Annotated in this window: 20 protein-coding genes; 10 read left to right on the forward strand and 10 right to left on the reverse strand. The window is 75.6% G+C overall.

Translation table 11 applies throughout. From position 1 onward, the window contains the following. Nucleotides 1-18 precede the first annotated feature (18 nt). From ACOTKD_RS14160 to ACOTKD_RS14190, 7 genes are all read left to right on the forward strand, one after another. Complete coding sequence (locus ACOTKD_RS14160) at nucleotides 19-1,047, forward strand: SDR family oxidoreductase (RefSeq protein ID WP_424889277.1); 1,029 nt, start codon at nucleotides 19-21, stop codon at nucleotides 1,045-1,047. Between the two features lie 96 nt (nucleotides 1,048-1,143). Beyond that, nucleotides 1,144-2,100, forward strand: a complete 957-nt coding sequence (locus tag ACOTKD_RS14165; RefSeq protein WP_424889278.1) for a TIGR03557 family F420-dependent LLM class oxidoreductase — start codon at nucleotides 1,144-1,146, stop codon at nucleotides 2,098-2,100. Nucleotides 2,101-2,138: 38 nt separating this feature from the next. After that, nucleotides 2,139-2,684 carry a type 1 glutamine amidotransferase domain-containing protein gene (locus tag ACOTKD_RS14170; protein WP_424889470.1) on the forward strand — a complete coding sequence of 182 codons (546 nt, stop codon included), beginning with the start codon at nucleotides 2,139-2,141 and terminating at the stop codon, nucleotides 2,682-2,684. Further along, nucleotides 2,684-3,355, forward strand: coding sequence for a UdgX family uracil-DNA binding protein (locus tag ACOTKD_RS14175; protein ID WP_424889279.1), 672 nt, complete (start codon nucleotides 2,684-2,686; stop codon nucleotides 3,353-3,355). The genes ACOTKD_RS14170 and ACOTKD_RS14175 overlap by 1 nt, the downstream gene beginning before the upstream one ends. A 59-nt stretch (nucleotides 3,356-3,414) precedes the next feature. After that, nucleotides 3,415-4,533: a DUF5954 family protein gene (locus tag ACOTKD_RS14180; protein ID WP_424889280.1), complete on the forward strand. Its 1,119-nt coding sequence runs from the start codon at nucleotides 3,415-3,417 to the stop codon at nucleotides 4,531-4,533. Between the two features lie 83 nt (nucleotides 4,534-4,616). Continuing rightward, nucleotides 4,617-5,078, forward strand: a complete 462-nt coding sequence (locus ACOTKD_RS14185; protein WP_424889281.1) for a hypothetical protein — start codon at nucleotides 4,617-4,619, stop codon at nucleotides 5,076-5,078. Nucleotides 5,079-5,453: 375 nt separating this feature from the next. Continuing rightward, nucleotides 5,454-8,342: an AAA family ATPase gene (locus tag ACOTKD_RS14190; protein WP_424889282.1), complete on the forward strand. Its 2,889-nt coding sequence runs from the start codon at nucleotides 5,454-5,456 to the stop codon at nucleotides 8,340-8,342. 27 nt (nucleotides 8,343-8,369) lie between these two features. On the opposite strand, the gene ribA is transcribed toward ACOTKD_RS14190, so the two are convergent. Together ribA and ACOTKD_RS14200 are read right to left on the reverse strand one after the other, a co-directional pair. Next, nucleotides 8,370-8,981: a GTP cyclohydrolase II RibA gene (gene ribA / locus ACOTKD_RS14195; RefSeq protein WP_424889283.1), complete on the reverse strand. Its 612-nt coding sequence runs from the start codon at nucleotides 8,979-8,981 to the stop codon at nucleotides 8,370-8,372. A 168-nt stretch (nucleotides 8,982-9,149) separates the two neighbouring features. Continuing rightward, nucleotides 9,150-10,619 (reverse strand): MFS transporter, encoded by a 1,470-nt coding sequence (locus ACOTKD_RS14200; RefSeq protein ID WP_424889284.1) that lies wholly within the window; start codon nucleotides 10,617-10,619, stop codon nucleotides 9,150-9,152. 80 nt (nucleotides 10,620-10,699) lie between these two features. Here ACOTKD_RS14200 and ACOTKD_RS14205 point away from each other — a divergent pair, with 80 nt between their 5' ends. Further along, nucleotides 10,700-11,005, forward strand: a complete 306-nt coding sequence (locus ACOTKD_RS14205) for an ArsR/SmtB family transcription factor (RefSeq protein ID WP_424889285.1) — start codon at nucleotides 10,700-10,702, stop codon at nucleotides 11,003-11,005. 53 nt (nucleotides 11,006-11,058) lie between these two features. Here ACOTKD_RS14205 and ACOTKD_RS14210 read toward each other — a convergent pair whose 3' ends face one another. The 8 genes from ACOTKD_RS14210 to ACOTKD_RS14245 form a co-directional block, all read right to left on the reverse strand. Continuing rightward, nucleotides 11,059-11,802 carry a class I SAM-dependent methyltransferase gene (locus ACOTKD_RS14210; protein ID WP_424889286.1) on the reverse strand — a complete coding sequence of 248 codons (744 nt, stop codon included), beginning with the start codon at nucleotides 11,800-11,802 and terminating at the stop codon, nucleotides 11,059-11,061. Next, complete coding sequence (locus ACOTKD_RS14215; protein WP_424889471.1) at nucleotides 11,799-13,004, reverse strand: XdhC family protein; 1,206 nt, start codon at nucleotides 13,002-13,004, stop codon at nucleotides 11,799-11,801. The genes ACOTKD_RS14210 and ACOTKD_RS14215 overlap by 4 nt, the downstream gene beginning before the upstream one ends. Nucleotides 13,005-13,009: 5 nt before the next feature. Beyond that, nucleotides 13,010-15,331 carry a xanthine dehydrogenase family protein molybdopterin-binding subunit gene (locus ACOTKD_RS14220; RefSeq protein WP_424889287.1) on the reverse strand — a complete coding sequence of 774 codons (2,322 nt, stop codon included), beginning with the start codon at nucleotides 15,329-15,331 and terminating at the stop codon, nucleotides 13,010-13,012. After that, complete coding sequence (locus ACOTKD_RS14225; protein WP_424889288.1) at nucleotides 15,328-15,810, reverse strand: (2Fe-2S)-binding protein; 483 nt, start codon at nucleotides 15,808-15,810, stop codon at nucleotides 15,328-15,330. The genes ACOTKD_RS14220 and ACOTKD_RS14225 overlap by 4 nt, the downstream gene beginning before the upstream one ends. Continuing rightward, nucleotides 15,801-16,712 (reverse strand): FAD binding domain-containing protein, encoded by a 912-nt coding sequence (locus ACOTKD_RS14230; RefSeq protein ID WP_424889289.1) that lies wholly within the window; start codon nucleotides 16,710-16,712, stop codon nucleotides 15,801-15,803. Before ACOTKD_RS14230 ends, ACOTKD_RS14225 begins: the two co-directional genes overlap by 10 nt. Next, nucleotides 16,709-17,503, reverse strand: a complete 795-nt coding sequence (locus tag ACOTKD_RS14235) for a class I SAM-dependent methyltransferase (protein WP_424889290.1) — start codon at nucleotides 17,501-17,503, stop codon at nucleotides 16,709-16,711. The genes ACOTKD_RS14230 and ACOTKD_RS14235 overlap by 4 nt, the downstream gene beginning before the upstream one ends. A gap of 170 nt (nucleotides 17,504-17,673) precedes the next feature. Then, complete coding sequence (locus tag ACOTKD_RS14240) at nucleotides 17,674-20,523, reverse strand: AAA family ATPase (RefSeq protein ID WP_424889291.1); 2,850 nt, start codon at nucleotides 20,521-20,523, stop codon at nucleotides 17,674-17,676. An 81-nt stretch (nucleotides 20,524-20,604) separates the two neighbouring features. After that, the gene (locus tag ACOTKD_RS14245; protein WP_424889292.1) at nucleotides 20,605-21,270 is read right to left on the reverse strand and encodes a TetR/AcrR family transcriptional regulator; all 666 of its coding nucleotides are present in this window, start codon (nucleotides 21,268-21,270) and stop codon (nucleotides 20,605-20,607) included. An 86-nt stretch (nucleotides 21,271-21,356) separates the two neighbouring features. Here ACOTKD_RS14245 and ACOTKD_RS14250 point away from each other — a divergent pair, with 86 nt between their 5' ends. After that, nucleotides 21,357-22,805, forward strand: coding sequence for an MFS transporter (locus tag ACOTKD_RS14250; RefSeq protein ID WP_424889293.1), 1,449 nt, complete (start codon nucleotides 21,357-21,359; stop codon nucleotides 22,803-22,805). A gap of 39 nt (nucleotides 22,806-22,844) precedes the next feature. Beyond that, nucleotides 22,845-23,447, forward strand: coding sequence for an NAD(P)H-dependent oxidoreductase (locus tag ACOTKD_RS14255; RefSeq protein WP_424889294.1), 603 nt, complete (start codon nucleotides 22,845-22,847; stop codon nucleotides 23,445-23,447). Nucleotides 23,448-23,477 lie beyond the last annotated feature (30 nt).

Here is a 23,477-nt window from a genome sequence, read left to right on the forward strand (position 1 = left end):
CCCGAGGGAAGGAACCCCATGAGCCAGACCGTCGTCATCACCGGCGCCAGCGCGGGGATCGGCCGCGCGACGGCCCGCATGTTCGCCCGCAAGGGCGCCCGCGTGGCGCTGCTGGCCCGCGGCGAGGCCGGGCTCGCGGCCGCCGCGGCCGACGTCACCCGGCTGGGCGGCAAGGCCCTCGTCCTGCCCGCCGACGTGGCCGACCACGCCCAGGTGGAGGCCGCGGCGAGCGCCGCCGAGGAGGCCTTCGGGCCGATCGACGTCTGGATCAACGCGGCCTTCACCTCCGTCTTCGCCCCCTTCACCCGGATCACGCCGGAGGAGTACGAGCGCGTCACCGCCGTCACCTACCTCGGCTGCGTCCACGGCACCCGGGCCGCGCTGCGCCGCATGCTCCCGCGCGACGCCGGCACCGTCGTCCAGGTCGGCTCGGCGCTCGGCTACCGGTCCGTGCCCCTGCAGTCCGCCTACTGCGGCGCCAAACACGCCGTCAACGGCTTCACCTCCGCCGTACGGACCGAGCTGCTCGCCCGGCACAGCCGCGTCCGCGTGACGGTCGTGCAGATGCCCGCGGTCAACACCCCGCAGTTCTCCTGGGTCCTGTCCAGGCTGCCCAACCACCCCCGGCCCGTGCCGCCGATCTACCAGCCCGAGGTCGCCGCCCGCGCCGTCGTGCACGCCGCGCGGCACCCCCGGCGCAAGCAGTACTACGTCGGCGCCTCGACGCTGGCGACGATCCTGGCCGACAAGGCGGCCCCCGCCCTGCTGGACCGCTACCTGGCCCGGACCGGCATCTCCTCCCAGCAGACCGACGAGCAGGCGCGCGCGGACCGGCCGCACAACCTGTGGCAGCCGGTGGACGACGCCGGCGGCGGCGACTTCGGCGCGCACGGCGCCTTCGACGAGCAGTCCCACGCGCACTCCCCGCAGGCGGCCGCGGCCCGGCACCCCGCGCTGCTCCCGGCCGCCGCCCTGCTCGCGGTGGGCGCGGCGGCCCGCGCGGCCCTGCGCCGGCGCCGGTGCGGACGGCCGGCCCGCGGTGCGTGACGGCCGGCGGCCGGGCCGGTTCCCGCCCGGATGTTTCCCCCGCGTCCCGGTGGATACCCGGCGGCCGAAGCCCCGCCCTCCAGGAGGACACCCCCGATGACGGAATACGGCTACTTCCTGTCCACCGAGGAACACGGCCCCGCCGACCTGGTCGAACAGGCGCGCATGGCCGAGCAGGCCGGCTTCACCTCCCTGTGGATCTCCGACCACTACCATCCCTGGAACTCCGAGCAGGGTCAGGGCCCCTTCGTCTGGTCGGTGATCGGCGCGCTCTCGCAGGCCACGTCGCTGCCCGTCCGCACCGCCGTCACCTGCCCGCTCATCCGGATGCACCCGGCCGTCGTCGCCCAGGCGGCCGCCACCGCCGCCGTCCAGCTCGACGGCCGCTTCCGGCTGGGCGTGGGCAGCGGGGAGGCGCTCAACGAACACATCCTCGGCGGCGCCTGGCCGCAGGCGGCCGTACGGCTGGAGATGCTGCAGGAGGCCGTCCAGGTGATGCGGCTGCTCTTCGAGGGCGGCGAGGTCAGCCACCACGGCAAGCACTACACCGTCGAGAACGCCCGGCTCTACACGGTCCCCGACGAGCCCGTGCCCATCGACGTCTCCGCGTTCGGGCCGACCGCGACCGAGCTGGCCGGGCGCATCGGCGACGGCTTCCTCACCATGGCACCCGACGCCGAGGCGGTCGACCGCTTCCGGCGCAGCGGGGGCGGCACCAAGCCCGCGCACGGCGGGCTCAAGGTCTGCTGGGGAACCGACCGCGACGAGGCCGTCCGCACCGCGCACCGGCTGTGGGCCACCGAGCAGCTGCCCGGCGAGCTGACGCAGATCCTCCCCACCCCCCGCCACTTCGAACAGGCGAGCGAGCTCGTTCCGGAGGAGCGGGTGGCCTCCGCGGTGACCTGCGGGGACGACCTGGACGCCCACCTCACCGCGATCAGCGCGTACGCAAAAGCCGGCTTCGACACCGTCTACATCAACCAGATCGGCCCCGACCAGCGCGGCTTCTTCGACTTCTACCGCAGCAAGGTGCTGCCGCAGCTGCCGGACTGAAAGGCCCGCCCCGGACCCCCGGAAGGAGACTCATGACCATGCGGATCGCGTTCCTCGCGGCACCGGAGGGTGTCGAGCAGATCGAGCTGACGGACCCCTGGCAGGCCGTCATGGACGCCGCCGGAGCGCCGCGGCTGGTGTCCACGAAGACGGGCCGCATCCAGGCCTACCACCACCTCGACAAGGCCGACGCGTTCGCCGTCGACGAGGACGTGGACACGGCGCGCGCCGGCGACTTCGACGGCCTGGTCCTGCCCGGCGGCGTCGCCAACCCCGACGTCCTGCGCATGGACGACCGGGCCGTCGCCTTCGTGAAGGCCTTCTTCGACGCCGGCAAGCCCGTCGCCGCCATCTGCCACGCCCCGTGGACCCTCGTCGAGGCGGACGTCGTGCGCGGCCGCACCCTCACGTCCTGGCCGAGCCTGCGCACCGACATCCGCAACGCGGGCGGCACCTGGGTGGACGAGGAGGTCGCGATCTGCACCGAGGGCCCCAACACGCTGGTCACCAGCCGGAAACCGGCCGACCTCAAGGTGTTCTGCGCCGCCGCCCTCGCCGAGTTCCGCAAGGCCGCGGGCGCCTGATGCCCGGTCCGGGGCCGGAGGCCTACGACGCGGGCCCCTTCGTGCCGGAGAAGGCGGACCTGCGCCGCCTACGGGAGGCCGCGGCCGGCTGCCGGGGCTGCCCGCTGTACCGCGACGCCACGCAGACCGTCTTCGGCGCCGGCGAGGCCTCCGCCCGCGTGGTGCTCGTCGGAGAACAGCCGGGCGACCAGGAGGACCGCCGGGGAGAGCCCTTCGTCGGCCCCGCCGGGGGTGTCCTGAAGCGGGCGCTCGCGGAGGCCGGCATCGACCCCGGCGAGGCCTACGTCACCAACGCCGTCAAGCACTTCAAGTTCGAGCGGCAGGAGCGCGGCAAGCGCCGCATCCACAAGACCCCCGGCCTGCGCGAGATCAGCGCCTGCCGGCCCTGGCTCGCCTCCGAACTGCGGCTGGTCGACCCGGAGGTGGTCGTCGCCCTCGGAGCCACGGCCGGCAAGTCCCTGCTCGGCCCCTCCTTCCGGGTCACGCAGCAGCGCGGCGTCCCGCTGACGCTGCCCGCGCCGGACGGCACCGGCGAAGCGGAGGCGGAAGGTGCGCTCGTGGCCACCATCCACCCGTCCGCGGTGCTGCGCGCGGACGCCGCGGCCCGTGCCGAGGCCTACGCGGGCCTGGTGTCCGACCTCGGCGTGGCGGCCCGGCTGCTGCGCGGGTGAAGGGGGTGAGCACACGCGTTTTCCTGCGCGGGAGCCAACTCGCGCGACATGCTGAGTGCATGTCCGATCACAGCGAGCGAGTGCCGGGGTACCGGCAGATCAGGATGGCCGCGCCCGACGCCCCCGTCGCCGCCCTGGCGGACGAGGAGGCGTGGCGTGCCCGGGACGCGTACCCCGGCATCCTCGGCGGCGGCGGGCCCGTCTTCGGCGTGGCGCGCGAGCGCGAGGAAGGGGGCTGGGAGCTGCTCACCGGCTTCGCCGACCCCGCGCCGCAGGACTCCCGCGACACGATGGCCGCGCTCTTCCGCCGGGCCGCCCGCGACGCGGAGGCCGCCGGGGACGAAGCCGCCCGTGACGAGTGCCTCGCCGCCGCCGGACGGCTGGACTGGGAAGCCGTCGACGAGATGACCGTCCGGGGCGTCCGCCACCGCGTCGTGCGCGCGGAGCAGTTCATCCGGACCGGCCCCGACGGGCCCGAGCCGCCGCGCCCCTCCGACCCCGACCCGGCCCCGGCCGGCCGCTCCCACGAGGTGCCCGACCCCGTCCGGGGAATGGTCATCGACACCCTCACGGCCACCGGCATGTCCGAGGGCATCCTCAAGGTCGAGCTGCTGTCCCTCGTCCGCGGCCCGGGCACCACGCCCGCCGACGTGCGGGCCGACTCCCTGCGGGCCACCTCCACCCACCCGGGCGGCGTGCTGCTCCCCGTCAGCTACATGATCGCGGAATGGTCCGGCGACGGCGAGTGGGAGCCCGTGACCGGCGGCTGCCACACGCCCCAGGGCGCGCGCGACGCCCTCGCCCTGGACCTGCGGGTGATGGCGCCGGTGCTGCGCAGGCTGGACGAGGCCGGGCGCGAGGAGTACGCCCGGGCGGCGGACCGGCTCGACGCCGAGCGCGGCCTTGAGGCGGAGGTGGCCGGGCGGCGCTTCCGCGTGGTGCGCATCGAGCGCCTCGTGCGCGTCGGACCGGACGGCCCGGAGGGCCCGCGCCCCTCCGACCACGACCCGCAGCCCCCCGTCAAGGTGCACGACCAGCAGCTGCGCGAGCAGGGCCTGGTCCCCGACGGCGACGAGGAGGACGACGAGGACGCGGAAACCTGCCCGGAGGTACGGGAGATGATGGCGCTCGCCGAGAAGGAACGCGAGCGCAGACGGCGCATCGAAGAAGCGGGATAGTGCAGGATGCGGCGGGGCCCGGCAGCACGGGGCCCGGCCTTTCGTGCCTAAACTGGTGACGTGCAGAGGGGGGTTGGCAGAGGATGAGTGACGAGAGGGGCGGTCCGGACCGGCGCCGCCTCACGGTGGCGCAGAAGCTCGACCACCTGCTCAAGATGCGCGCCGGGCCCAGCGAGAACGGCAAGCCGTCCTACAAGAAGCTGGCCGCGGAGATCGCCGCACAGTCGGGCGAGACCTTCTCCAGCGTGTACCTGTGGCAGCTGCACCGGGGCGAGCGCACGAATCCGACGCTGCGCCACCTGTGCGCGATGGCCGCCTACTTCGACGTGCCCGTCTCCTACTTCACCGAGGACGACGTGGCCCGGCGCATGATCGACGAGGAGGTCCTGGCCGGCCGCGAGCTGGACCAGGCCATGGCGGAGGCCGGGGTGAGCGCGGTCTACCTGCGCGGCGACCTCGCGGCACTCTCCCCGGAGGGGAAGCGGATGGCCGCCGACATGATCCGCCAGCTCCGTGAGCTGGAGCAGGGGACGCGGCGCCCCTAGCGCACGCCGGGCCCCGGCCCGCTTCTTTCCACGGCCGGTTCCCCGCGCCGGCCCTCCGGCCAGGACCCCGCGGACCGGGATCCCACGAGCCACGGACGCCGCACGACAGGCGGCGTCCGTGGCCGTGTCATGCCGGTTGAAATGCCCCAACTCTCAAGTTAGGGTCACCTCTTGTGTCGCCATAAGCTACGGTGAACCAATCATTGGTCATCCTGTTCATACGAGTTAACGTCTTCGACTTCACGGTCCGGCCTCCTGAGACACATCACTACCCACGGCAACACGGCAGCAAAGGCCGGGCCGGTAAACGGGGGACCCGGGGGAGTGGCATGCAGCTCCGGGACGGTCCCGCCGCCTTACGGGGAGGGCACGCGCGTGCACGACATCCTGAAAGCCGCCGGCGCCGGCCGCGGCCAGAGCATCCTCATCGAAGGCACGGCCGGCATGGGGCGCACCAGACTCCTGCGCCACGCCATGGACCAGGCCGGCGAACACGGCCTCCACCTGCTGTCGGCGCGGGCCCGCGCCTCCGAGCAGGACGTCGAGTACAGCATCGCGCAGCAGCTCATCGCGGGTGCCCGGACCCTCCTGGCCGGCGCCGCCCCGGAGGCCGACGGCCCGGGCGCCTGGGAGGCCCACTTCAACTGCCCGGCCCCCTACGCCGCGCACCCCGCGCCCGGATCCGCGGTGGTCCACCCGCTCGCCCGGCTGCTGTCCAGCGGCACCCCGCTGATGCTGGCCGTCGACGACCTCCAGTGGGCCGACACCGCGTCCCTGCGCTGCCTCGGCTATCTGATGGCCCGTCTGGAGAACACCCCGGTCGCGGTCGTCGCCACCGTCGCCCTCGGCGAGACCCCCGGCGACCCCGTCCTGGCGGAGGTGCTCTCCTCCTTCCGCCACCGCACGCTGTTACGGGGCCTCTCCGCCGAGGACACCGCCCGTATCGCCGCCGACGCCTTCGCCACCCCGGGGCTCGCCTCCGGGTTCGCCCCCGACTCCGCCGAGGCCGCCCCCGACCCCCGCTTCGTGGAAGCGTGCCGCACCGCCACCGGCGGCAGCCCGTACCTGCTCGAAGCCCTCTTCCGCGTGATGCGCCTGCACGGCCTGCGCCCCGACGCCGGGGCCGCGGACCGCATCGGCGACCTCGCCCCGGTGGAGGTCGCCGACACCCTCCTGCCGCGCTACGACCGGGCCTACCCCGGTGCCGCGGCGGTGCTCCAGGCCGTCGCCGTCCTGGACGGCTCCGCCACCACCGCCGTGATCGCCCGCCTGCTCGGGCTGGACGCCCTCGGCGCGGCCGACGTCGTCGACGCCCTCGTCCGCGCCGGCGCCCTCACCGGGCAGGACGGTGTCGTCCGCTTCGCCCGGCCCGTCCTGCGCACCGCCGTCCTGGCCCGCATCCCGCCCAGCCGCCGCGACGCCCTGCACGCCCGTGCCGCCCAGCTGCTGCACGAGTCCGGCGCCCCCGCCGAGCGCGTCGCCGCCCAGCTCCTGCGCGTCCGCAGCACCCTCGGCCTGCACTGGACCTGCACCGTGCTGTACACGGCGGCCGGCGAGGTCATGCAGCGCGGCGACACCGGCCAGGCCCGCGCCTACCTCCACCGCGGCCTGGAGGAGTGCGAGGGAGCGTGCCGGGGCAAACTCCTGCGCGCCCTGGGCCGGATCGAGCTCGCCGCCGACCCCGCCGCCGCGGTGGAACACCTGCGGCACGCCCTCGCCCTGGAACCCGACGCCGACAGCCGCGCCGACATCCGGCTGTGCACCGCCCACGCCCTGCAGCTCCTGGGCCGCCCCGAGGAGGCCGAGCGCGTCCTGCTGGAAGGCGTGGCCGAGGCCCGCAGCGCCGAGGAGGAAGCGGCGAGCGTCCTGCGGGCCGAGCGCTGCCTGCTGCGCGAACTGAACCACGCCGTCGACGCGGTGGTCGAGGCGGACTGCGCCGGGGCCGCCGAACCGCTCCCGCCGGCGGCGACGGCGACCCCCGGCGAGCGCCACACCAGGCTCAGCCTCGCGGCCCTGCGCTCCTCGCGCCGCGGCGAGGAGCGCGACCGGGCCGTCCACCAGGCCCGGCAGGCGCTGCAGGAGGAGCACGTCAGCCTCGACTGGCGCATCGCGACCCGCACGGTGCCCCTCCAGGTGCTCGCCCGCGCCGACGAGCTGGACCTCGCCCTGTCCGAGTGCCGCGCGCTCCTGGACCGCGCGCGGGCCGAAGGGTCGCGGACGCTGCTGACCATCGCCCACAGCATGCGCGCCGAAGTGCGCTACCGCTCCGGGGACGTGACCGGCTGCCTGGAGGACGCGCGCGCGGCCCTGGAGCCGGCCGGGGCATCGCCCTCCGGGCACTGGAGCCGCACGGGTCAGGCGATGGCGGCGGTCGTCGCCGCGCTGCTGGAGACCGGCGAGCTGCGGGAGGCCAACCGGGCGCTGAGCGACTTCGGCCTGGACGCCGACGTGCCGGAGGGCGCCGGGTTCGCGGCCCTGCTCTTCCACCGCGGCCGGCTCCGCGTGGCCTGCGGCCATCCGCAGGCCGGCCTGGCCGACCTGCTGGAGTGCGGCCGCCGGCTCGGCGCCGCCGGGCAGCTCAACCCGTCCGTGCTGTCGTGGCGTTCGGAGGCGGCGCTCGTCCACGCGTCGCTCGGCGAGCGCGACGCCGCGCTCGCCCTCGTCGACGAGGAGCTCGGCCGGGCGCGCCGGTGGGGCGGCCGCCGGGCGACCGGCCGGGCCCTGCGGGCGGCCGGGCTGCTGGCCAAGGGCCTGGGCGGCGAGGAGGCGCTGCGGGAGGCCGTCGAGGTGCTGGAGGAGTCCGCGGCCCGGCTGGACCTGGCCCGGGCGCTGACCGACCTCGGCATCCTGATGCGCAAGTCCAGCCGGCTCGGCGAGGCGCGCGAGCACCTGCGGCGCGCGCAGTCCCTGGCCGAGCAGTGCGGGGCGGCCGTGCTGGCCCAGACGGCCCGTCAGGAGCTGCTGGCGGCCGGTGCCCGGCCGCGGCGGCCGACCGAGGTGGGCATCGACGCCCTGACCCCGACCGAGCGCCGCGTCGCGCTCATGGCGGTGGCCAAGTTCACCAACCGGGAGATCGCGGCGAAGATGTTCGTCACCCAGCGCACGGTGGAGCTGCACCTGAGCCGCGTCTACCGCAAGCTGGCCGTGACGGGCCGCTCCGGCCTCGCGGAGTACTTCGCGCGGCCGGAGAGCGGCTCCGCGGGCTCCGACCGCCCGGAGTGCGCCGCGGAGCCCGCCGCCTGGTCGGGCGCCCGCGCCGGGTGACCGGCCGGCACGGGCGCGCGGCGTCCCTCAGACGCCGCGGCCGGCGAAGTCGAGCCGTTCCTCGACGGCGATGCCGTACCAGCTCAGCTGCCGCACCTTGTCCGGGTTGCTGGTCAGCAGCCTGACCCGCACGACGCCCAGGGCCCGGAGCATCTGGGCGGCCGCGTGGTAGTCGCGGGCGTCGTCGGCGAGGCGCAGGCCGTGGCCCGCGGCGCCGGCGCCGCGGCCGCGGTCCGCGGCGCTGTACGCGTCGAGCTTGTCGTAGAGGCTGACGTCCCTGCGGCCCTGGCTCTCCTGGCGCAGGTAGAGCAGGATGCCGCCCTCCTCGGCCACCCGCTGCAGCGACTCGTCCAGCTGCGGCCCGCAGTCGCACCGGCCCGAGCCGAGGACGTCGCCGGTCAGGCACTCGGAGTGGACCCGCACCAGGGGGACGGCGGGGTGGCGGGTGTAGGACACCGCGATGTGCTCCAGGCCGTCGGAGAGCCCGTCGAAGGTGATGACGTGCGCGGTCTGCCAGGAGCCGTCGGCCAGGTGGAGCGGGATCTCCACCCGGGACCGGACGTGGGCCCCGCCCCGGCGGCCGCCCGCCGGGGCCGGCGCCTCGCCGCTGAGCACGTCGCCGTTCAGCACTTCGGGCACTGTTCCTCCCAGGGATGCTTGCGCGCCCGGCGCGTCACTCGCACCGGTCGCTCCAGCATCACCGAGGAAGCTGCCCCGGACAGCACGGACCGGCCCGGTACAGCGACCGAAGCTTTTCCGCGCCGCGTACCGAACCGGATCCGTGCCGGGCCCGCATCCGGCCGTTGATCAGGCCGTTCGCTCCGATTCCTGGAGCGCTGCCGGGGCTGCCGGCGCCTCCTCGGAGCCGTCGTCGCCCCCGCCGGCGCGCTTGCGGACGGCGGTCCGCAGGCCCGCGGCGATGCCGAGGAAGGCGCACACGGCGGCGATGACGTAGATGATGCCCAGTCCGCGGCTGTCGGCCCAGTCGTGCGAGGAGCCGTAGGCGGTGATGGCGGTGCCGAGGCCGGTCATCACGGCGACGGACAGGGTCTCGCACAGCTGCAGGCTCGAACTGGCCGAGCCCTCCTTGCCCTTGGGGGCCAGCGACAGGACGATCGTGGTGACGGCCGGGTAGACGAAGCCCATGCCGAGACCGGCGACGGCCCAGCCGGCGATCGCGAGCGGGACGCTCTTGAGGCCGGTGCCGACGGCCAGCGCGATCAGGGCGTCACCGGCCACGAGGAGGACGAAGCCGAGGACGACGCGGGCGTGCCGGCCCTTGCCGCCGCTGCGGGTGTCCAGCTTGGCCTGGAGCCAGGCGCCGCTGACCCAGGTGAGGGCGCCCGCGGACAGGGCGAGGCCGGAGCCGAGTGTGCTGAGGCCGAGGACGCGGGTCATGCTGAGCGGGAAGAAGGACTCGCCGCCGTAGTAGGCGGCGCTGACCAGACCGCGCACGATCATGCCGGCGGGCATGCCGCGGCGGACGGTGAGCGTGCCCGCGGGGAGCAGCTTGTTGAGCACCGGCAGGGTGATCGCGACGCCGGCGACGACCAGCGGGACCAGCACGGCGAGGTTGCGGTTCTCCAGGCCGGCCAGGAGCGCGCCGACGCCGAGCACCAGCAGGACGGTGAGCGGCAGCCGGTTCTCGCCGGGCGTGCCGTCGCCGGTGGGCTTGAGCTTGCGCATCGCGGGCAGGGTGAGCAGGGCGGCGACGGGCACCAGCGGGACGAGGATCAGGAAGACCACCCGCCAGTTGGTGGCGCCGGCGATCGCTCCCGCGATGGCCGGGCCGAGCAGCGCGGGCAGGGTCCACGCCGAGGCCACGAGCGCGAGCATCCGGGCGCGCAGCGCGTCGGGGTAGGCGAGGCCGACGATCAGGTAGGCCAGGGCCAGCACGCCGCCGACGCCCAGGCCCTGGAGGATGCGGCCGGCGAGCAGGATCCACCAGTTGGTGGCGATCGCGGCGACCACGCAGCCGATGACGAAGACGACGAAGGCCTGCACGTACGGGCGGGTGGGGCCGCCCTTGTCGGCGCCCTGGCCGGCGGCGATGGTCCCGAAGAGGTTGGCGAGCATGAACGCGGTGAACGCCCAGCCGAAGAGGTGGACCCCGCCGAGGTCCTCGGCGGCCTCGGGCAGGACCGTGGCGACGCCCAGCCAGAGGAAGGCCACCAGCGTGACCGACGTGATCAGTCCTAATGACAGCGCGCGGTAGCGGGGGGAGAGGACGCCGCCCTCGGCAGGGTCTGCGGCGGGCGTCCCGGTGTTGTCGGTCATCGGACCTCCGAACCAGTTTACATAGGCAATTTCCTATTTAGGGGATCCACTATATAGGCGCTGTTTGATAGCCTGTCAACGTGAGAGAACCTGCGGAGGGCAAGACGGACGTCGCCATGCTCCGGGCGCTCGGACACCCCGTGCGACTGGGCATCATGCGCGCGCTGGCGGCCGAACCCGAGACGTGCGCCTGTGACTTCACCGAGCTCTTCGAGGTCACCCAGCCGACCATCAGCCAGCACCTGAAGGTGCTGCGCGAGGCCGGCCTCGTGGTCACCCGCCGCCGCGGCACCCAGATCTGCTACTCGGTCCGCCCCGATGGGCTCGACCGGCTCCACGAACTCCTGACGGCCATTCAGCCGCCCCGGCTGGCCGCCGCCGGCTGACCGGCCGGGCCGGCCCCGGCGCCCGCGAGGACACCGGGGCCGGCCCGGCGCCTTCAGCGGACCGCCTCGAAGAGGACGATGGGCGGATTGGCCGAGAACCCCTCCCAGTACGCGGCCCCGAAGCGCGCCAGCGCCGCCTCCGGCACGTGCAGCGCCACCCACGACACCCGGGCGAACCCCGCCGCCGCGAACGCCGCCTCGTACACCTCCGGCCGGATCAGGCAGGTCTCGAAGGAGACCGGCGGCTCCAGCGCCGCCGTGACCCGGATCCGGGTGCCGAACGCCGAGGTCTCCAGCGGCTCGAAGGAGAAGCCGTACGGGTCGGGCCGCGGCCCGTCGAAGGAGAAGCGCGGGTTCTGCGTCACGCCGACGAACCGCCCGCCCCGCGGCAGCCGTTCGAAGGCGCCGCGGCACATGGCCGTCAGCGTCTCCTCCTCCCGCGCGTAGTTGAGCAGGTAGGCGGCGGTCACGACGTCGAAGCGGCCGAGGTCCGGCAGGTCCGCCGCGTCCGCGGCCACGTAGCGGGTGCCCAGCGGCGCCCGCTCCTCGGCGGCCCGCGCCGCCGCGACCATCTCCTCCGAGACGTCCGCACCCACGACCCGGCCCGCGCCCAGCAGTTTGGCCTGCCGGGTGTAGAAGCCGTCGCCGCAGGCCAGGTCGAGGACGTCCAGCCCGCTCACGTCGCCCAGCAGGGCGAGGAAGCTCGCGCGCTCGGGGTGGACCGTGGGCAGCGACCGCGCGTCCTCCCAGCGCGCCCCGATCACGTCGTACTGCGCTGTGGTGCGCTCCTGGCTCATGGGGGGTCTCCTCCGGTGGGCGGGGCCCCGGCCGTGACCGGCCCGGGGACGGTGGTGGGCGCGGCCGGGCACGCGGCCGGGCCGGGATCCTCGCGGGCCTGGCCGCGGTCCTTGTGGAGCGGGCCGCGGACGTCCCGCAGCGGCAGGCCCGTCCCGCCGTTGCGGACCGCGATCAGCTCCGCGGCGATGGACACGGCGGCTTCCTCGGGCGTGGACCCGCCGAGGTCCAGCCCGATCGGCGAACGCAGCCGCGCCAGTTCCTCCTCCCCGGCACCCGCCTCCCGCAGCCGCCGCAGTCTGTCCTCGTGCGTGCGCCGCGAGCCCATCGCGCCGACGTAGGCCACCGGCAGCCGCAGCGCCTCCCGCAGCAGCGGGACGTCGAAGCGGGCCTCGTGCGTGAGGACGCAGATCACCGTGCGCGCGTCCCGGGCCGCCCCGGCGAGATAGCGGTGCGGCCACTCCCGGACGACCTCGTCGGCCTCGGGGAACCGCTCGGGAGTGGTGAACGCCGGGCGGGCGTCGCACACGGTCACGTGATAGCCGAGGAACCGGCCCGCCCCGGCCAGGGCGCGGGCGAACTCCACCGCGCCGAAGATCAGCATCCGGGGCCGGGCGAGGAACGACTGCACGAACACCTCCGCGGCGGCGGCCCCGGCCCGGACCGGGGCCCGGCCGGTGCGCCCCGCGTCCAGCAGCTCCCGGGCCCGCGCCGCCGCGGCCCGGTCCAGCGCCGCCTCGCCCAGCGTGCCCGCGAACCCGCCGGGCCGGACGGCCAGCCAGGCGCCGAGCTTCGGCGTGCCGCCCACGCAGGTGACGTGGGCGAGCGGCGCCTGCGGCCCGCCGGACCGCTCCAGGGCCGCCAGGACCGGGCCCCAGTCCGGCTCCCGCTCCGGGACCACCTGACGGACCAGCACCTGCAGCGTGCCGCCGCACGTCAGCCCGGCGGCGAAGGCGTCCTCGTCCCCGACGCCGTACTCGGCGAGGCACGGACCGGCCCCCAGCGCGGCCGAGCGCGCCCGTTCGTAGACCTCGGCCTCCACGCAGCCGCCCGACACGCTGCCCACCACGCGGCCGCCGGGCGAGACCGCGAGCGCGGCGCCCGGCCGCCGGGGCGCGCTGCCGCGCACCCCGACCACGGTGGCCAGGCCGAACGGGGTGCCCGCCGCGTGCCAGCGGCGCAGCACCGGAGCGATGCCCAGCACGGCGCTCACCGCCCCCCGGAGCCGGGCGAACCGGTCAGCCCGGCCACGTCCTCGGGGCGCAGGGGGATGCGCGGCAGGTCGAGGCCGGTGGCGTCCCGGACGGCGGCCGCGACCGCGGCCGGGCTGGAGATGTTCGGCGGCTCGCCCACGCCGCGCACGCCGTAGGGGGCGTGCGGGTCGGCCAGTTCGAGGACGTCGACGTGCATCGGCGGCACGTCGTGGACGGTCGGGATCAGGTAGTCGGTGAACGAGGGGTTCTGCATCAGGCCGCCCTCGACCCGTATCTCCTCCATCAGCGCGAGTCCCAGGCCCTGTACGGTGCCGCCGTGGATCTGGCCCAGCAGGGCCTGCGGGTTGACGGCCTTGCCGACGTCCTGGGCGGTGGCGATCTCGACGGCCCGGACGAGGCCGAGCTCGGTGTCCACGTCGACCACCGCCCGGTGCGCGGCGAACGCGAACTGGAAGACCGAGTCGCCCTGCCCGGTGTGCGGGTCCAGGGGGAACGTGGGCCGGTGGTGCCACTCGACGGTCTCCTCGACGGCCTCGTCGCCCAGCACGTCGGCCAGCTTGCACAGCACCTGGCCGCCCGCGCCGGTGACCGCACCGCCGGCCAGGCCCGTGGCGGTGCCGGGCCGGCCCAGCAGCCGGTCCGCGCGCGCGAGGACGCGGGCCCGGACGGCCTCCGTGGCCGCCTTGACGGCGCCGCCGGTGACGTACGTCTGGCGGGAGGACGACGAGGGCCCGGCCGAGCCGAAGGAGCTGTCCCCGAACTCGACCGTCACCTGCTCGACGCCGAGTTCGGTCCGGGCGATCTGGGCCTGCACCGTCACCACGCCCTGGCCGACCTCGGCCGCCGCGCTGGTCACCACCGCCCGCGCCTGCCCGCCGTCGGACTCCAGCCGGACCCGGGCGGTGGAGTAGTCGTCGAAGCCCTCCACGAAGCCGACGTTCTTGAAGCCGACGGCGTAGCCCACGCCGCGCACGACGGACTCCCCGCGCGAGGCCGTACGGGCCAGGTGGGCGCCTTCGGGCGGAGCCGGGGCGGGCATCGGCCGCTCCCGCACCCGGCGCAGCAGTTCGGCGACCGGCGCCGGGTGGTCCAGGACCTGCCCGTTGGCCACCGCCGACCCCTCGGCCACGGCGTTGCGGATGCGCAGCTCCACCGGGTCCATGCCGAGCTCGCGCGCGAGCCGGTCCATCTGCGACTCGTAGCCGAAGCAGGCCTGCACGGCGCCGAAGCCGCGCATCGCCCCGCACGGCGGGTTGTTGGTGTAGACGACGCGCACGTCCACTTCCGCATCGGGGACCTCGTACGGGCCGAGGGAGCACGTCGCGACGGTGCCGGCGACGGCGGGGGAGCTGGAGGAGTAGGCGCCGCCGTCGAGGACGATCGACGCCTTGACGTAGACGAGCCGGCCGTCACGGGTGGCGCCGTGCTCGTAGGCCATCTTCGCGGGGTGGCGGTGCACGTGGCCGACGAACGACTCCTCGCGGGTGTAGCACATCTTCACCGGGCGGCCGGTGCGCAGGGCGAGCAGGCAGGCGTGCGCGTGCATCGACAGGTCCTCGCGCGCGCCGAACGCACCGCCGACGCCCGCCAGGTGCAGCCGCACCTTCTCGCGCGGCAGGCCCAGGGCCGCCACGACCTGGTCGTGGTCCACGTGCAGCCACTGCGTGGCGACGTGCAGGGTCACGCCGCCGTCGGAGTCGGGCACGGCCAGGCCCGACTCCGGTCCGAGGAAGGCCTGGTCCTGCATGCCGACCTCGTAGACGCCGCGCACCACGACGTCGGCGGCGAGCGGTTCGCCGCGCGCGGCGCGGCCGCGCCGCAGCGGGACGTGGCGCAGGAGGTTGCCGCCCGCGTGCACGGCGGGGGAGTCCGGCGCGAGGGCCGCTTCGGCGTCGGTGACGGGAGGCAGCACCTCGTAGGCGACGCGCACCAGCTCCGCGGCGCGGCGGGCCGTCTCCGGGTCCTCGGCGGCCACGACGGCGACCGGCTCGCCCTCGTAGCGCACGGTGTCCACGGCGAGCACCGGCTGGTCGACGACCATCGCGCCGTGCAGGTTGCGGCCGGGCACGTCATGGTGGGTCAGCACCGCGTGGACGCCCGGCAGGGCGAGGGCCTCCGCGGTGCCGACGGCGAGGATCCGGGCGCGCGGGTGGGGGCTGCGCAGCGTGGTGCCCCACAGCATGTCCCGCGCCTCCAGGTCGGAGGAGTAGGCGAAGGCGCCGCGGACCTTGAGCGGCCCGTCCGGGCGGGGTGCGCTGTCGCCGACCGCCCCGGGCGTGCGGCGGGAGTCAGGGGTGCGCGGGGTGTACGGGGTCACGGGCGGGCCTCCAGGGCGCGCGTGCGGCCGGCGGCCAGGCGGACGGCGTCGAGGATGTGGCGGTAGCCGGTGCAGCGGCACAGGTTTCCCGCGAGGGCGTCCTTGATCTCGGCCTCGCCGGGGTCGGGGCAGCGGCGCAGCAGGTCCTCGGTGGCCTTGAGCATGCCGGGCGTGCAGAAGCCGCACTGCACGGCGCCGCAGGCGAGGAAGGCCTCCTGCACGGGGTGCGGCCCGTCCTCGCCGGCCAGGCCCTCGACCGTCTCCACGCCGCGGCCGTGGGCCTGGGGCGCGGGCACCAGGCACGCGCACACCAGCACCCCGTCGAGGTGGACGGAGCAGGAGCCGCACTGGCCCTGCTCGCAGGCGTTCTTCGCGCCGGACAGGCCGAGGCGCCGCCGGAGGACGGACAGCAGGCTCTCGGTCCCGGCGACGCCGTCGATGTCGTGCCGCTCGCCGTTCACCGTCAGCGTCAGGCGCACGGTGCCTCCTTCGCGTGCCGGTCCGCGCGGTAGTCGTCCCACACCCAGCCGAGGGCGCGGCGGGCCAGCACGGCCACCGCGTGCCGGCGGTAGGCGGACGAGCCGCGCACGTCGTCGGCGGGGGAGGCAGCGGCGGCGGCCAGTTCGCCGAAGCGGGTCAGGACGCCGTCCGGGAGCGGCTGCCGGGACCGCCACAGCCGCCGTTCGGCGAGCTCCCCGGCCACGAACCGCTCGGCCTCGCGCGCCGCCAGGGGCCGGTCCGCCGCCGCGCCGATGCCGGTGCCCACCCGGCCCCGGGAGGGCCACAGCGCCACCGCGAAGGAACAGGTCGCCACCACCAGGGCGCCCCGCCGCCCCGCCTTGGCGTAGCTCTGCGGCCCCTCCGCCTCGGGCACCCGCACGGCGCGGACCAGCTCGTCCGGCGCGCGGACCGTGCGGCCTGGGCCGGTGTAGAACTCCCGCACCGGCACCAGCCGGGTGCCGCGCGCGGACACCAGCTCCACCTCCGCGTCGCACGCCAGCAGCACGGGATGGACGTCGCCGCCGGCCGAGGCGGTGCCGAGGGCACCGCCCACGGTGCCGCGGTTGCGGATCTGACGGGAGCCCACCGTGCGGGCCGCCGCCGCGAGTCCGGGCAGCGGGCCGGCGAGCTCGTCGGCGAGCCGGGTGTAGGGCACGGTCGCGCCGAGCCGGACCCGGCCCGCCGAGCGCTCCCAGCGGGCCAGGCCGGGGATCCGGGTGAGGTCGACGGCGGCGGGCGGGCGCTCCCGGCCCCGGGCCAGCCGCACCATGACGTCGGTGCCGCCGGCCACGGGCAGGGTGCCGGCGCGGGCGGCCATCGCGTGCAGCGCCTCGTCCAGCCGGTCGGGCAGGAGGAAGTCCATGGCGGCCGGCAGGCTCATGCGGCGCCGCCCTCGGTGCACTTGGCGCAGTGGAAGACCGTCCAGGGCGGGTTGGCCCGGAAGTCGTCCCAGTACGCGGGCCCGTGCTCCAGCTCCCCTTCGACGGACAGCTGCGCCGCGTCCCAGGAACAGTCGCAGAAGCCGGCGGCGGCGAAGGCCTCCTCGAAGGCCCGGCCGGAGGGCAGATAGGCGCAGAAGCTGATCCGGGGGTCGGTGTGCGCGGTGACGCGGATCCGGCCGTCGTGCGCCGGGTCCGGCTCCCGCTCGAAGGAGAAGCCGTACCGCTCCGGCAGCGGGCGGTCGAAGTCGAAGTCCGGGTGGGCGACGAAGGCCCGCAGGACGCCGCCCGCGCGCAGGTTGCGGGCGCAGGCCCGGGCCATGCGTTCCAGCGCCTGCGGCGAGTCCGCGTAGTTGAACAGGTACGCGGCGAGCAGCACGTCGAACTCGCCGAGCCGCGGCAGCGCGGAGGCGTCGCCCACGGCGTACTCGACGCCGAGGTGCGTGCGCTCCTCCGCGGCCCGGCAGGCCTCGATCATCTTCGGGGAGATGTCCACGCCGAGCACGTGGCCCGCCCCCAGCCGGCGTGCGTGACGGGTGTAGACCCCCGTGCCGCAGGCGAGGTCGAGCACGTCCTTCCCCCGGACGTCCGCCAGCAGGCCCAGCACGCTGGGCCGTTCCACGTACCACGTGAGCGGCAGCGTCTTGGACAGCTCGTAGTCCTCGCCGATCCGGTCGTACTGCAAGTCGTCGTGGGACGGGCGCGCTGCGCTGCCGTCCGCCGCGTCGGTCATGGGGCGCCTCACCTTCTTCCGGAGCTGGGGACTCCAGATTCCGCCGCCCACCGGTCCCGCAGATCACGGAGCGGCCCGTAGCCTTCCCCGGAGCAATTGGGTGCCGGTACCGAGACGACAGCCGGCCGCCGCCGGGGGCGCGTGCCGCCGCCCGCCGGCGGCAGCACGCGTCAGGCGCAGGACTCGGCGGCCTCGTGCTCCGGCAGGTGCAGACACACCGCGGGCGACAGCCGCTCGTCGTCCGCCGCCAGGCTCAGCGCCCGGCGGTCGGAGATCGACAGCTTGCGGTACACCCGGCTCAGGTGCATCTCCACGGTGCGCCGGGTCACGTACAGCCGCCCGGCGATCTCCCGGTTGGTGAGCCCCTCCGCGGCGAGCAGCGCGGTGCGGCGCTCGGCGGGGGTGAGGGAGGCGGGGCCGATCTCGGTGTCGCGGCGCGGGCGCGCACCCGCCTCGATCATGTCCTGGCGCAGCTCCTGGACCAGGACGTGCGCCGCGCACTTCTCGGCCAGCGCGGCGGCGGCCCGCAGGTGCTCCCGGGCCTGCCGCGTCTTACGGGTCCGCATCAGCTCGCGGCCCAGGTCGCGCAGCACCCGCGCCTCGTCGAGCGCGGCGCCCGCCTCCCGCAGCAGCTGGGCGGACTCCGCGAGGACCGCCGCCCGCTCCTCGCCGGGCCCGAGCAGGCCCGCGGCGCGCAGGGCGACGCCGACGGCGTGCGGCGCGCCGAAGTCCCGCGCGAGGGCGAGTTCCTCCCGGACGAGCCGCCGGGCCGCGTCCTCGTCGCCCAGCCGGGCGTGCGCCAGGGCCGCCTCGGAACGCCAGGGCCACAGCGCCGGGTTGGTCCAGCCCCGGTGCAGCAGCAGCCGCCCGCACTCCTCCAGGTCCGCGAGCCCCGGACCGACCCGCCCCAGCGCGACCTGCAGCCGGCCGCGGTGGAACAGCAGCCCGGGCAGCGTGACGGCGGGCACCGCGTTCTCCAGCCCGGCCTCCAGCAGGACCCGCTGCGCCTGGTCGAGGTCACCGGACTCGTACAGGGCGCTGCCCAGCCAGCCGCGGGCCGCGGCGGAGCCCAGCCACTCGCGCCCGGTCGGCTCCGGGCCCCGCTCCAGCGCGCCGTGCGCGGCTTCCAGGCACTCCGTCAGACGGCCCGTGCGGAAGGCGCATTCGGCGAGCACGGCCCGGGCGAGCGCCGCCACGGTGCGCGAGCCCTCCTCGGTCGCCGCGGTGAGCAGGGCCGCGCCGTGCTCCGAAGCCTCCTCGGCGGCGCCCGAGCGGGCCAGCACGAGGACGAGACCGAGCCGCATCAGGGCGTGGTCGTTGACGGTGGTGACGGGCTCGCCGAGCGCGAGGCGGGCCTGCTGGACCGCCTCGGCCCGCTGCGTGCCGCTCCACTGCGCGCCCATGGCCTGCGCCGCGGCCTCGGCGCGCCGCACCCACGGACACCGGGCGACCTCGCTCAGCTGCGCGGGGAAGGCCGAAGCCGGTACGCACGACGGCTTCGGCCGGGCGCCGCGGCCTTCGAGGAGCTCCAGCAGGCCGCGTACGGCGCGGAAGCCCGCCCGCAGCTCCTTCGGGGCGCCGGAGCGCTCCAGCTCGCCGGCCTCCTCCTCGACGATCCGCAGGGCCTCGGGGACGTCGCCGGTCATGGCGGCGGCCTGCGCCAGGTCCAGCAGGGCCATGGCGCGGTGCTCGGTGCCGCCCTGGATGAGGCCGACGGTGCGGCGCAGCCGGGCGACCGCGGGCTCGGGGCCGTCGGCCAGTTCGATGTGGCCGAGCCGGCGCAGCAGCCCGGGCTCCTCCTCCGGCCCGCACTCGGCGAGGCCGCGCTCCAGGCAGACGCGGGCCTGCGCGAGGGCGCCGCCGGCGAGCGCCGCGTCGGCCGCGTCCACGAGCAGCCGCAGCGCCCAGCGCTCGCCGAGGGGAGCGGCGGGAAGCAGGTGCGCGGTGATGCGCTCGCGGGGGGCGCTGCTCGCGTAGAGGGCCCTGGCGGCCTCCGCGTGCAGCCGGGCCCGCTCGCTGGGCGGCATCCGGGCCCGGAAGGAGGACATGACGAGGGGCTGGGCGAAGCCGATGCCGTCCTGGCCCTCGGTCAGGACGCCCCAGTGCACGAGCCGGTGGAGCAGGTCGGCGGCCTCGCCGGCGCCGATGCCCGTGAGGTGGGCGACGAGCGGGGCGCTCGCCCCGGGCGCGACGATCGACACGGCGTCGAGCACGGCGCCGACCTGGCGGGAGCTGCCGTCGAGCCGGGTCAGGAGGGTCTCGGCGACCTCCACCGGGCCCAGCCCGGCCACCCGGTGCGCGGAGACGACGCCCGGCGCGAGGCCCGTGCGCCGCAGCTCGCGCAGCAGCGCCTGGAGCAGCAGCGGATTGCCGCCGGTGGCCGCGCGGCAGGCCCGTACGAGGCCGGGGTCGGCGTGCTCGCCCGTGAAGGCGGACAGCAGGTAGGCGACGCTGTCGGCGTTGAGGCCCTGCAGCACCGCGCGGCGGTGGAAGAACGAGGCGACCCCGGCGGGGGACTCGGCGCTCTGCGGCCCGCCGCCCCCGCCCGCCGGCCCGGGGCGGTCCACGCCGAGGGTGGCCAGCAGGAAGACCGGCAGGCCTTCCAGACGGGCCGTCAGGTAGCCGAGCCAGCGCAGCGACGGGGTGTCCGTCCACTGCAGGTCGTCGATCGCGACCAGCAGGGGGGCGCCGGCCGTGGCGGCCGTGATCAGCCGGTGCATCCCGGCGGCCTCCGCGTCCCCGTCCCCCGCGTGCTCCTGCACCCGGTCCGTGCCGAGCAGGCACAGCAACTGGTCGCGCATCTGGTGCAGGACGCCGTGGGCCCGGCTCCGCTCGCCGGGTCTGGCGCGTGCGGAGACCGTCCCGAAGCCCCTGCTCCGGGCGGTCCGCAGCGCGGCCCGCACCAGGTGCGACTTGCCGGTGCCGATGCCCCCCTCCAGCAGCAGGCTGGCCCCCATGCCGGCCTCCGCGGCGGACAAGCCCCCGTCCAGGGCCGTCATTTCGCTGTCGCGGCTCAGCAACAGTCTCTCCCTCCCCTCGTACCTGCCGGGCCGTCACGGCGCCCGGCCCCCCGCCGCCCCCCGTACGCCGGAACCCGTGCGTCAGAAACCGTCGAAGACCCCGTGCCGGTGACGCTCGCGCCAGGCACCGGTGGCCACGCCCTTCAGGACCACCTCGACCACGTCCTCCGCGAGCGCCGCGGTCACCGGCAGGTGCCCGAAGAGCACCCGGTAGTACGTGCTGGACGCCAGCATGTCCAACAGCAGGTCGATGTCCGCGTCGGGGCGGATGTCCCCCCGCCGGATCCCGCGCCGCAGCGCCTCGGCCGTCGAGGCCCGGCGCGGGTGGAAGAAGCGCTCCAGGAAGAGGGCGTCCAGCTCCGGCTGGTCGGCGAGGTCGGCCACCAGGGCGGGCAGCACGCGCCGCCCGAGCGTGGTGCCGAAGGCCTGGCTGAGCGTGCCGATCCCGGCGATCAGGTCGCAGTGGGTGCAGCCGGTGTCCGGGGTCGGGGTGGTGCCCATCGTGGTGACCAGCGCGTCCACGACGAGGTGCTGGCGGGACTGCCAGCGCCGGCGCAGGGCGGGCTTGCTCGTGCCCGCGCGGGCGGCCACCGCCTCGAGTGTCAGGTTCCCGTAACCCGACTCGTTGAGGAGCTCCATCACCGCGGCGGGCACGGCTGCGTCGATGCGGCCGTCCCGCGGCCTGCCTGTGCGCTGCTGGCCGGCCTCGCGCTCTTCGGCCACCGCGCCGTTCGGGGTGTTCACCATGCGGTCAGTATAGGTAATCTGCTATTAATTACGTCCCGGAACGGAACGAAACTTGGGAGGCTGTTGTGTCGCAAGATGTGAACGAGATGACCGAGGGGGCCGGTGAGCCGCTCGCGTCACCTGTCGCGGAGGGGGGCACGCCGGCCTCGGCCGGGGGATCGGAGAGTGTTTTCGGCGGGGCTTACCGCGCGCTGACGCTCGGCGTCATCCTCTCCGTGAGCATGGTCGCCTTCGAGTCCCTGGGCGTGGCCACGGTCCTGCCCGACATCGCGAAGGACCTCGACGGCCTGGGCGCCTACGGCTGGGGCCTGTCCGCCCTGATGCTCGCCAACATCATCGGTACGGTGGTCGCCGGCCGCGCCGCCGACCGGAGCGGCCCCGTGCGCTCGATGGCGATCGGCATGCTGGTCTTCGCCATCGGCTGCGCGGTGGCGGGCGCGGCGCCCACGTGGCCGCTCTTCCTGCTGGGCCGGGCGCTCCAGGGCCTCGGTGTCGGTGCTGTCATGAGCATGGCCTACACGGTGATCGGCCTCGCGTACCCCGAGAACCTCAGGGCCCGCATGTTCGCCCTGCTCTCCTCCGCCTGGACCATCCCCTCGCTGATCGGCCCCGTGATCGCCGGCACCCTCGCCGACTTCACCAGCTGGCGCGGCGTCTTCCTGCTGATGCTCCCCCTGATCGCCATCGCCGCCCTGCTCACCCTGCCGGGCCTGCGCCGCCTCGAGCGCCCGGCCGCCGGCGCCGGCGGCAGCGCCCCCGCGGGCCCCTGGTGGAAGAGCCCGCTCGCCGCCAGCATCCTGCTCACCGCCGGCACCGCCCTGCTCCTCCAGGCCCTGCTGCTCAAGAACGTCGTGCTGCTCGTCGTGCTCGCCCTCGTCGGCATCGCCGTCGCCGTGCCGACCCTGCGCCAGGTGACCCCCGCCGGCACGCTCAGCCTGCGCGCCGGCGTCGGCGCCGGCATCGGCATCCGCTTCCTGCTCTGCGGCGTCTACTTCGGCAGCGAGGCCTTCCTCCCGCTCGGCCTGCAGGAACTGCGCGGCGTGAACGCCTCCCTGGCCGGCCTCGGCCTGTCCGCCGGCGCCATCACCTGGGTCGTCGGCTCCGCCTGGCAGGCCAAGCGCGACGGCAAGGGCGACGGCCGCACCGGCAGCGTCACCCTCGGTTTCACCATCCTCTTCGCCGGACTCGTCGTCATGGCAGCGGCCGTCCTCGTCGAGGCCATTCCGCCGCTCGTCGCCATCGCCGGCTGGGCGCTCGGCGGCATCGGCATGGGCATCGGCTTCAACGCCGCCACCACCGACACCCTCGAACAGGCCCCCGCCGAGCAGCAGGGACTCGTCAGCGGCTCCCTGCAGCTCGCCCAGACCCTCGCGACCGGCCTGATCTCCGGCATCGGCGGCGCCGCCATCGCCATCGCCCACCAGCACGACTCCACCACCCGGGCCGGACTCCTGTTCACCTTCGCCATCACCGCGGTCCTCGCACTGGCCGGCGTCCTCGTCTCCCGGCGCCTGCGCCCCGCCCGGGCCGCCTGACGCCCGGGACCCACAGCACCTCAAGGAAGGAGACCGACCGTGGAGAACGTCCTCCTGCTGGGACTGAGCGCCCCCACCGAAGACGATCCGTACGGTGACCGGCTGCTTCGCGCCCTCTCGGCCCCAGGAGCCTCCGGCACCCGGCTCGTCGTCAGCACGGCCCCCTCCGTGCTGGCCCGCGCCGGCAGCGAGATCATCGCCCCGTCGCACCCCGTGGCCGACGCGCTCCGCCAGATGGCGTCGCTCGCCGACGGCATCGTCCTCACCACCCCCGAGACGGACGGCGCGCCGCCCGCCTCGCTGCGCACGCTCCTGAACTGGCTGACCTGGCCGACCGAGGGCTCACCCCTCGTGGGCAAGCCCGTGGCCGTCCTCACCACCTGCGAGGAGCCCATCGCCGAGCAGAAGCCGTACTCCGAGGTCGAGAGGATGCTGTTCACGGCCGGTGCCACCATCATCGGTCCGCGCACCGTCGTGCCCCGCGTGAGCCGGGCCCTGCGCGAGGAGCCCGACGGCCAGGTCTCCTTCGGCGACCCGGGAGCGGCCGTGCGCCTGCTGTTCCACATCCACCGCACGGCCGCGGCCGCCCGGGAGAACGCGGGCCTGCCGCCCGCGGAGGACTTCCGGCCGTGGCTGCTGTGACAGTGGATGCCGAAAGGCCCCGGCGGTGAG

Origin of the sequence: Streptomyces sp. XH2, assembly GCF_049725035.1 — a bacterium.
Classification (GTDB): domain Bacteria; phylum Actinomycetota; class Actinomycetes; order Streptomycetales; family Streptomycetaceae; genus Streptomyces; species Streptomyces roseoverticillatus.

Bases quoted from the DNA above. Each gene is read 5' to 3' on its own strand.
- ACOTKD_RS14170 (WP_424889470.1), top strand. From the start codon at position 2,139: ATGCGGATCGCGTTCCTCGCGGCACCGGAGGGTGTCGAGCAGATCGAG.
- ACOTKD_RS14175 (WP_424889279.1), top strand. From the start codon at position 2,684: ATGCCCGGTCCGGGGCCGGAGGCCTACGACGCGGGCCCCTTCGTGCCG.
- ACOTKD_RS14200 (WP_424889284.1), bottom strand. From the start codon at position 10,619: ATGACCGACAACACCGGGACGCCCGCCGCAGACCCTGCCGAGGGCGGC.
- ACOTKD_RS14230 (WP_424889289.1), bottom strand. From the start codon at position 16,712: ATGAGCCTGCCGGCCGCCATGGACTTCCTCCTGCCCGACCGGCTGGAC.
- ACOTKD_RS14165 (WP_424889278.1), top strand. From the start codon at position 1,144: ATGACGGAATACGGCTACTTCCTGTCCACCGAGGAACACGGCCCCGCC.
- ACOTKD_RS14235 (WP_424889290.1), bottom strand. From the start codon at position 17,503: ATGACCGACGCGGCGGACGGCAGCGCAGCGCGCCCGTCCCACGACGAC.
- ACOTKD_RS14160 (WP_424889277.1), top strand. From the start codon at position 19: ATGAGCCAGACCGTCGTCATCACCGGCGCCAGCGCGGGGATCGGCCGC.
- ACOTKD_RS14245 (WP_424889292.1), bottom strand. From the start codon at position 21,270: ATGGTGAACACCCCGAACGGCGCGGTGGCCGAAGAGCGCGAGGCCGGC.
- ACOTKD_RS14180 (WP_424889280.1), top strand. From the start codon at position 3,415: ATGTCCGATCACAGCGAGCGAGTGCCGGGGTACCGGCAGATCAGGATG.
- ACOTKD_RS14185 (WP_424889281.1), top strand. From the start codon at position 4,617: ATGAGTGACGAGAGGGGCGGTCCGGACCGGCGCCGCCTCACGGTGGCG.
- ACOTKD_RS14210 (WP_424889286.1), bottom strand. From the start codon at position 11,802: ATGAGCCAGGAGCGCACCACAGCGCAGTACGACGTGATCGGGGCGCGC.
- ACOTKD_RS14250 (WP_424889293.1), top strand. From the start codon at position 21,357: ATGACCGAGGGGGCCGGTGAGCCGCTCGCGTCACCTGTCGCGGAGGGG.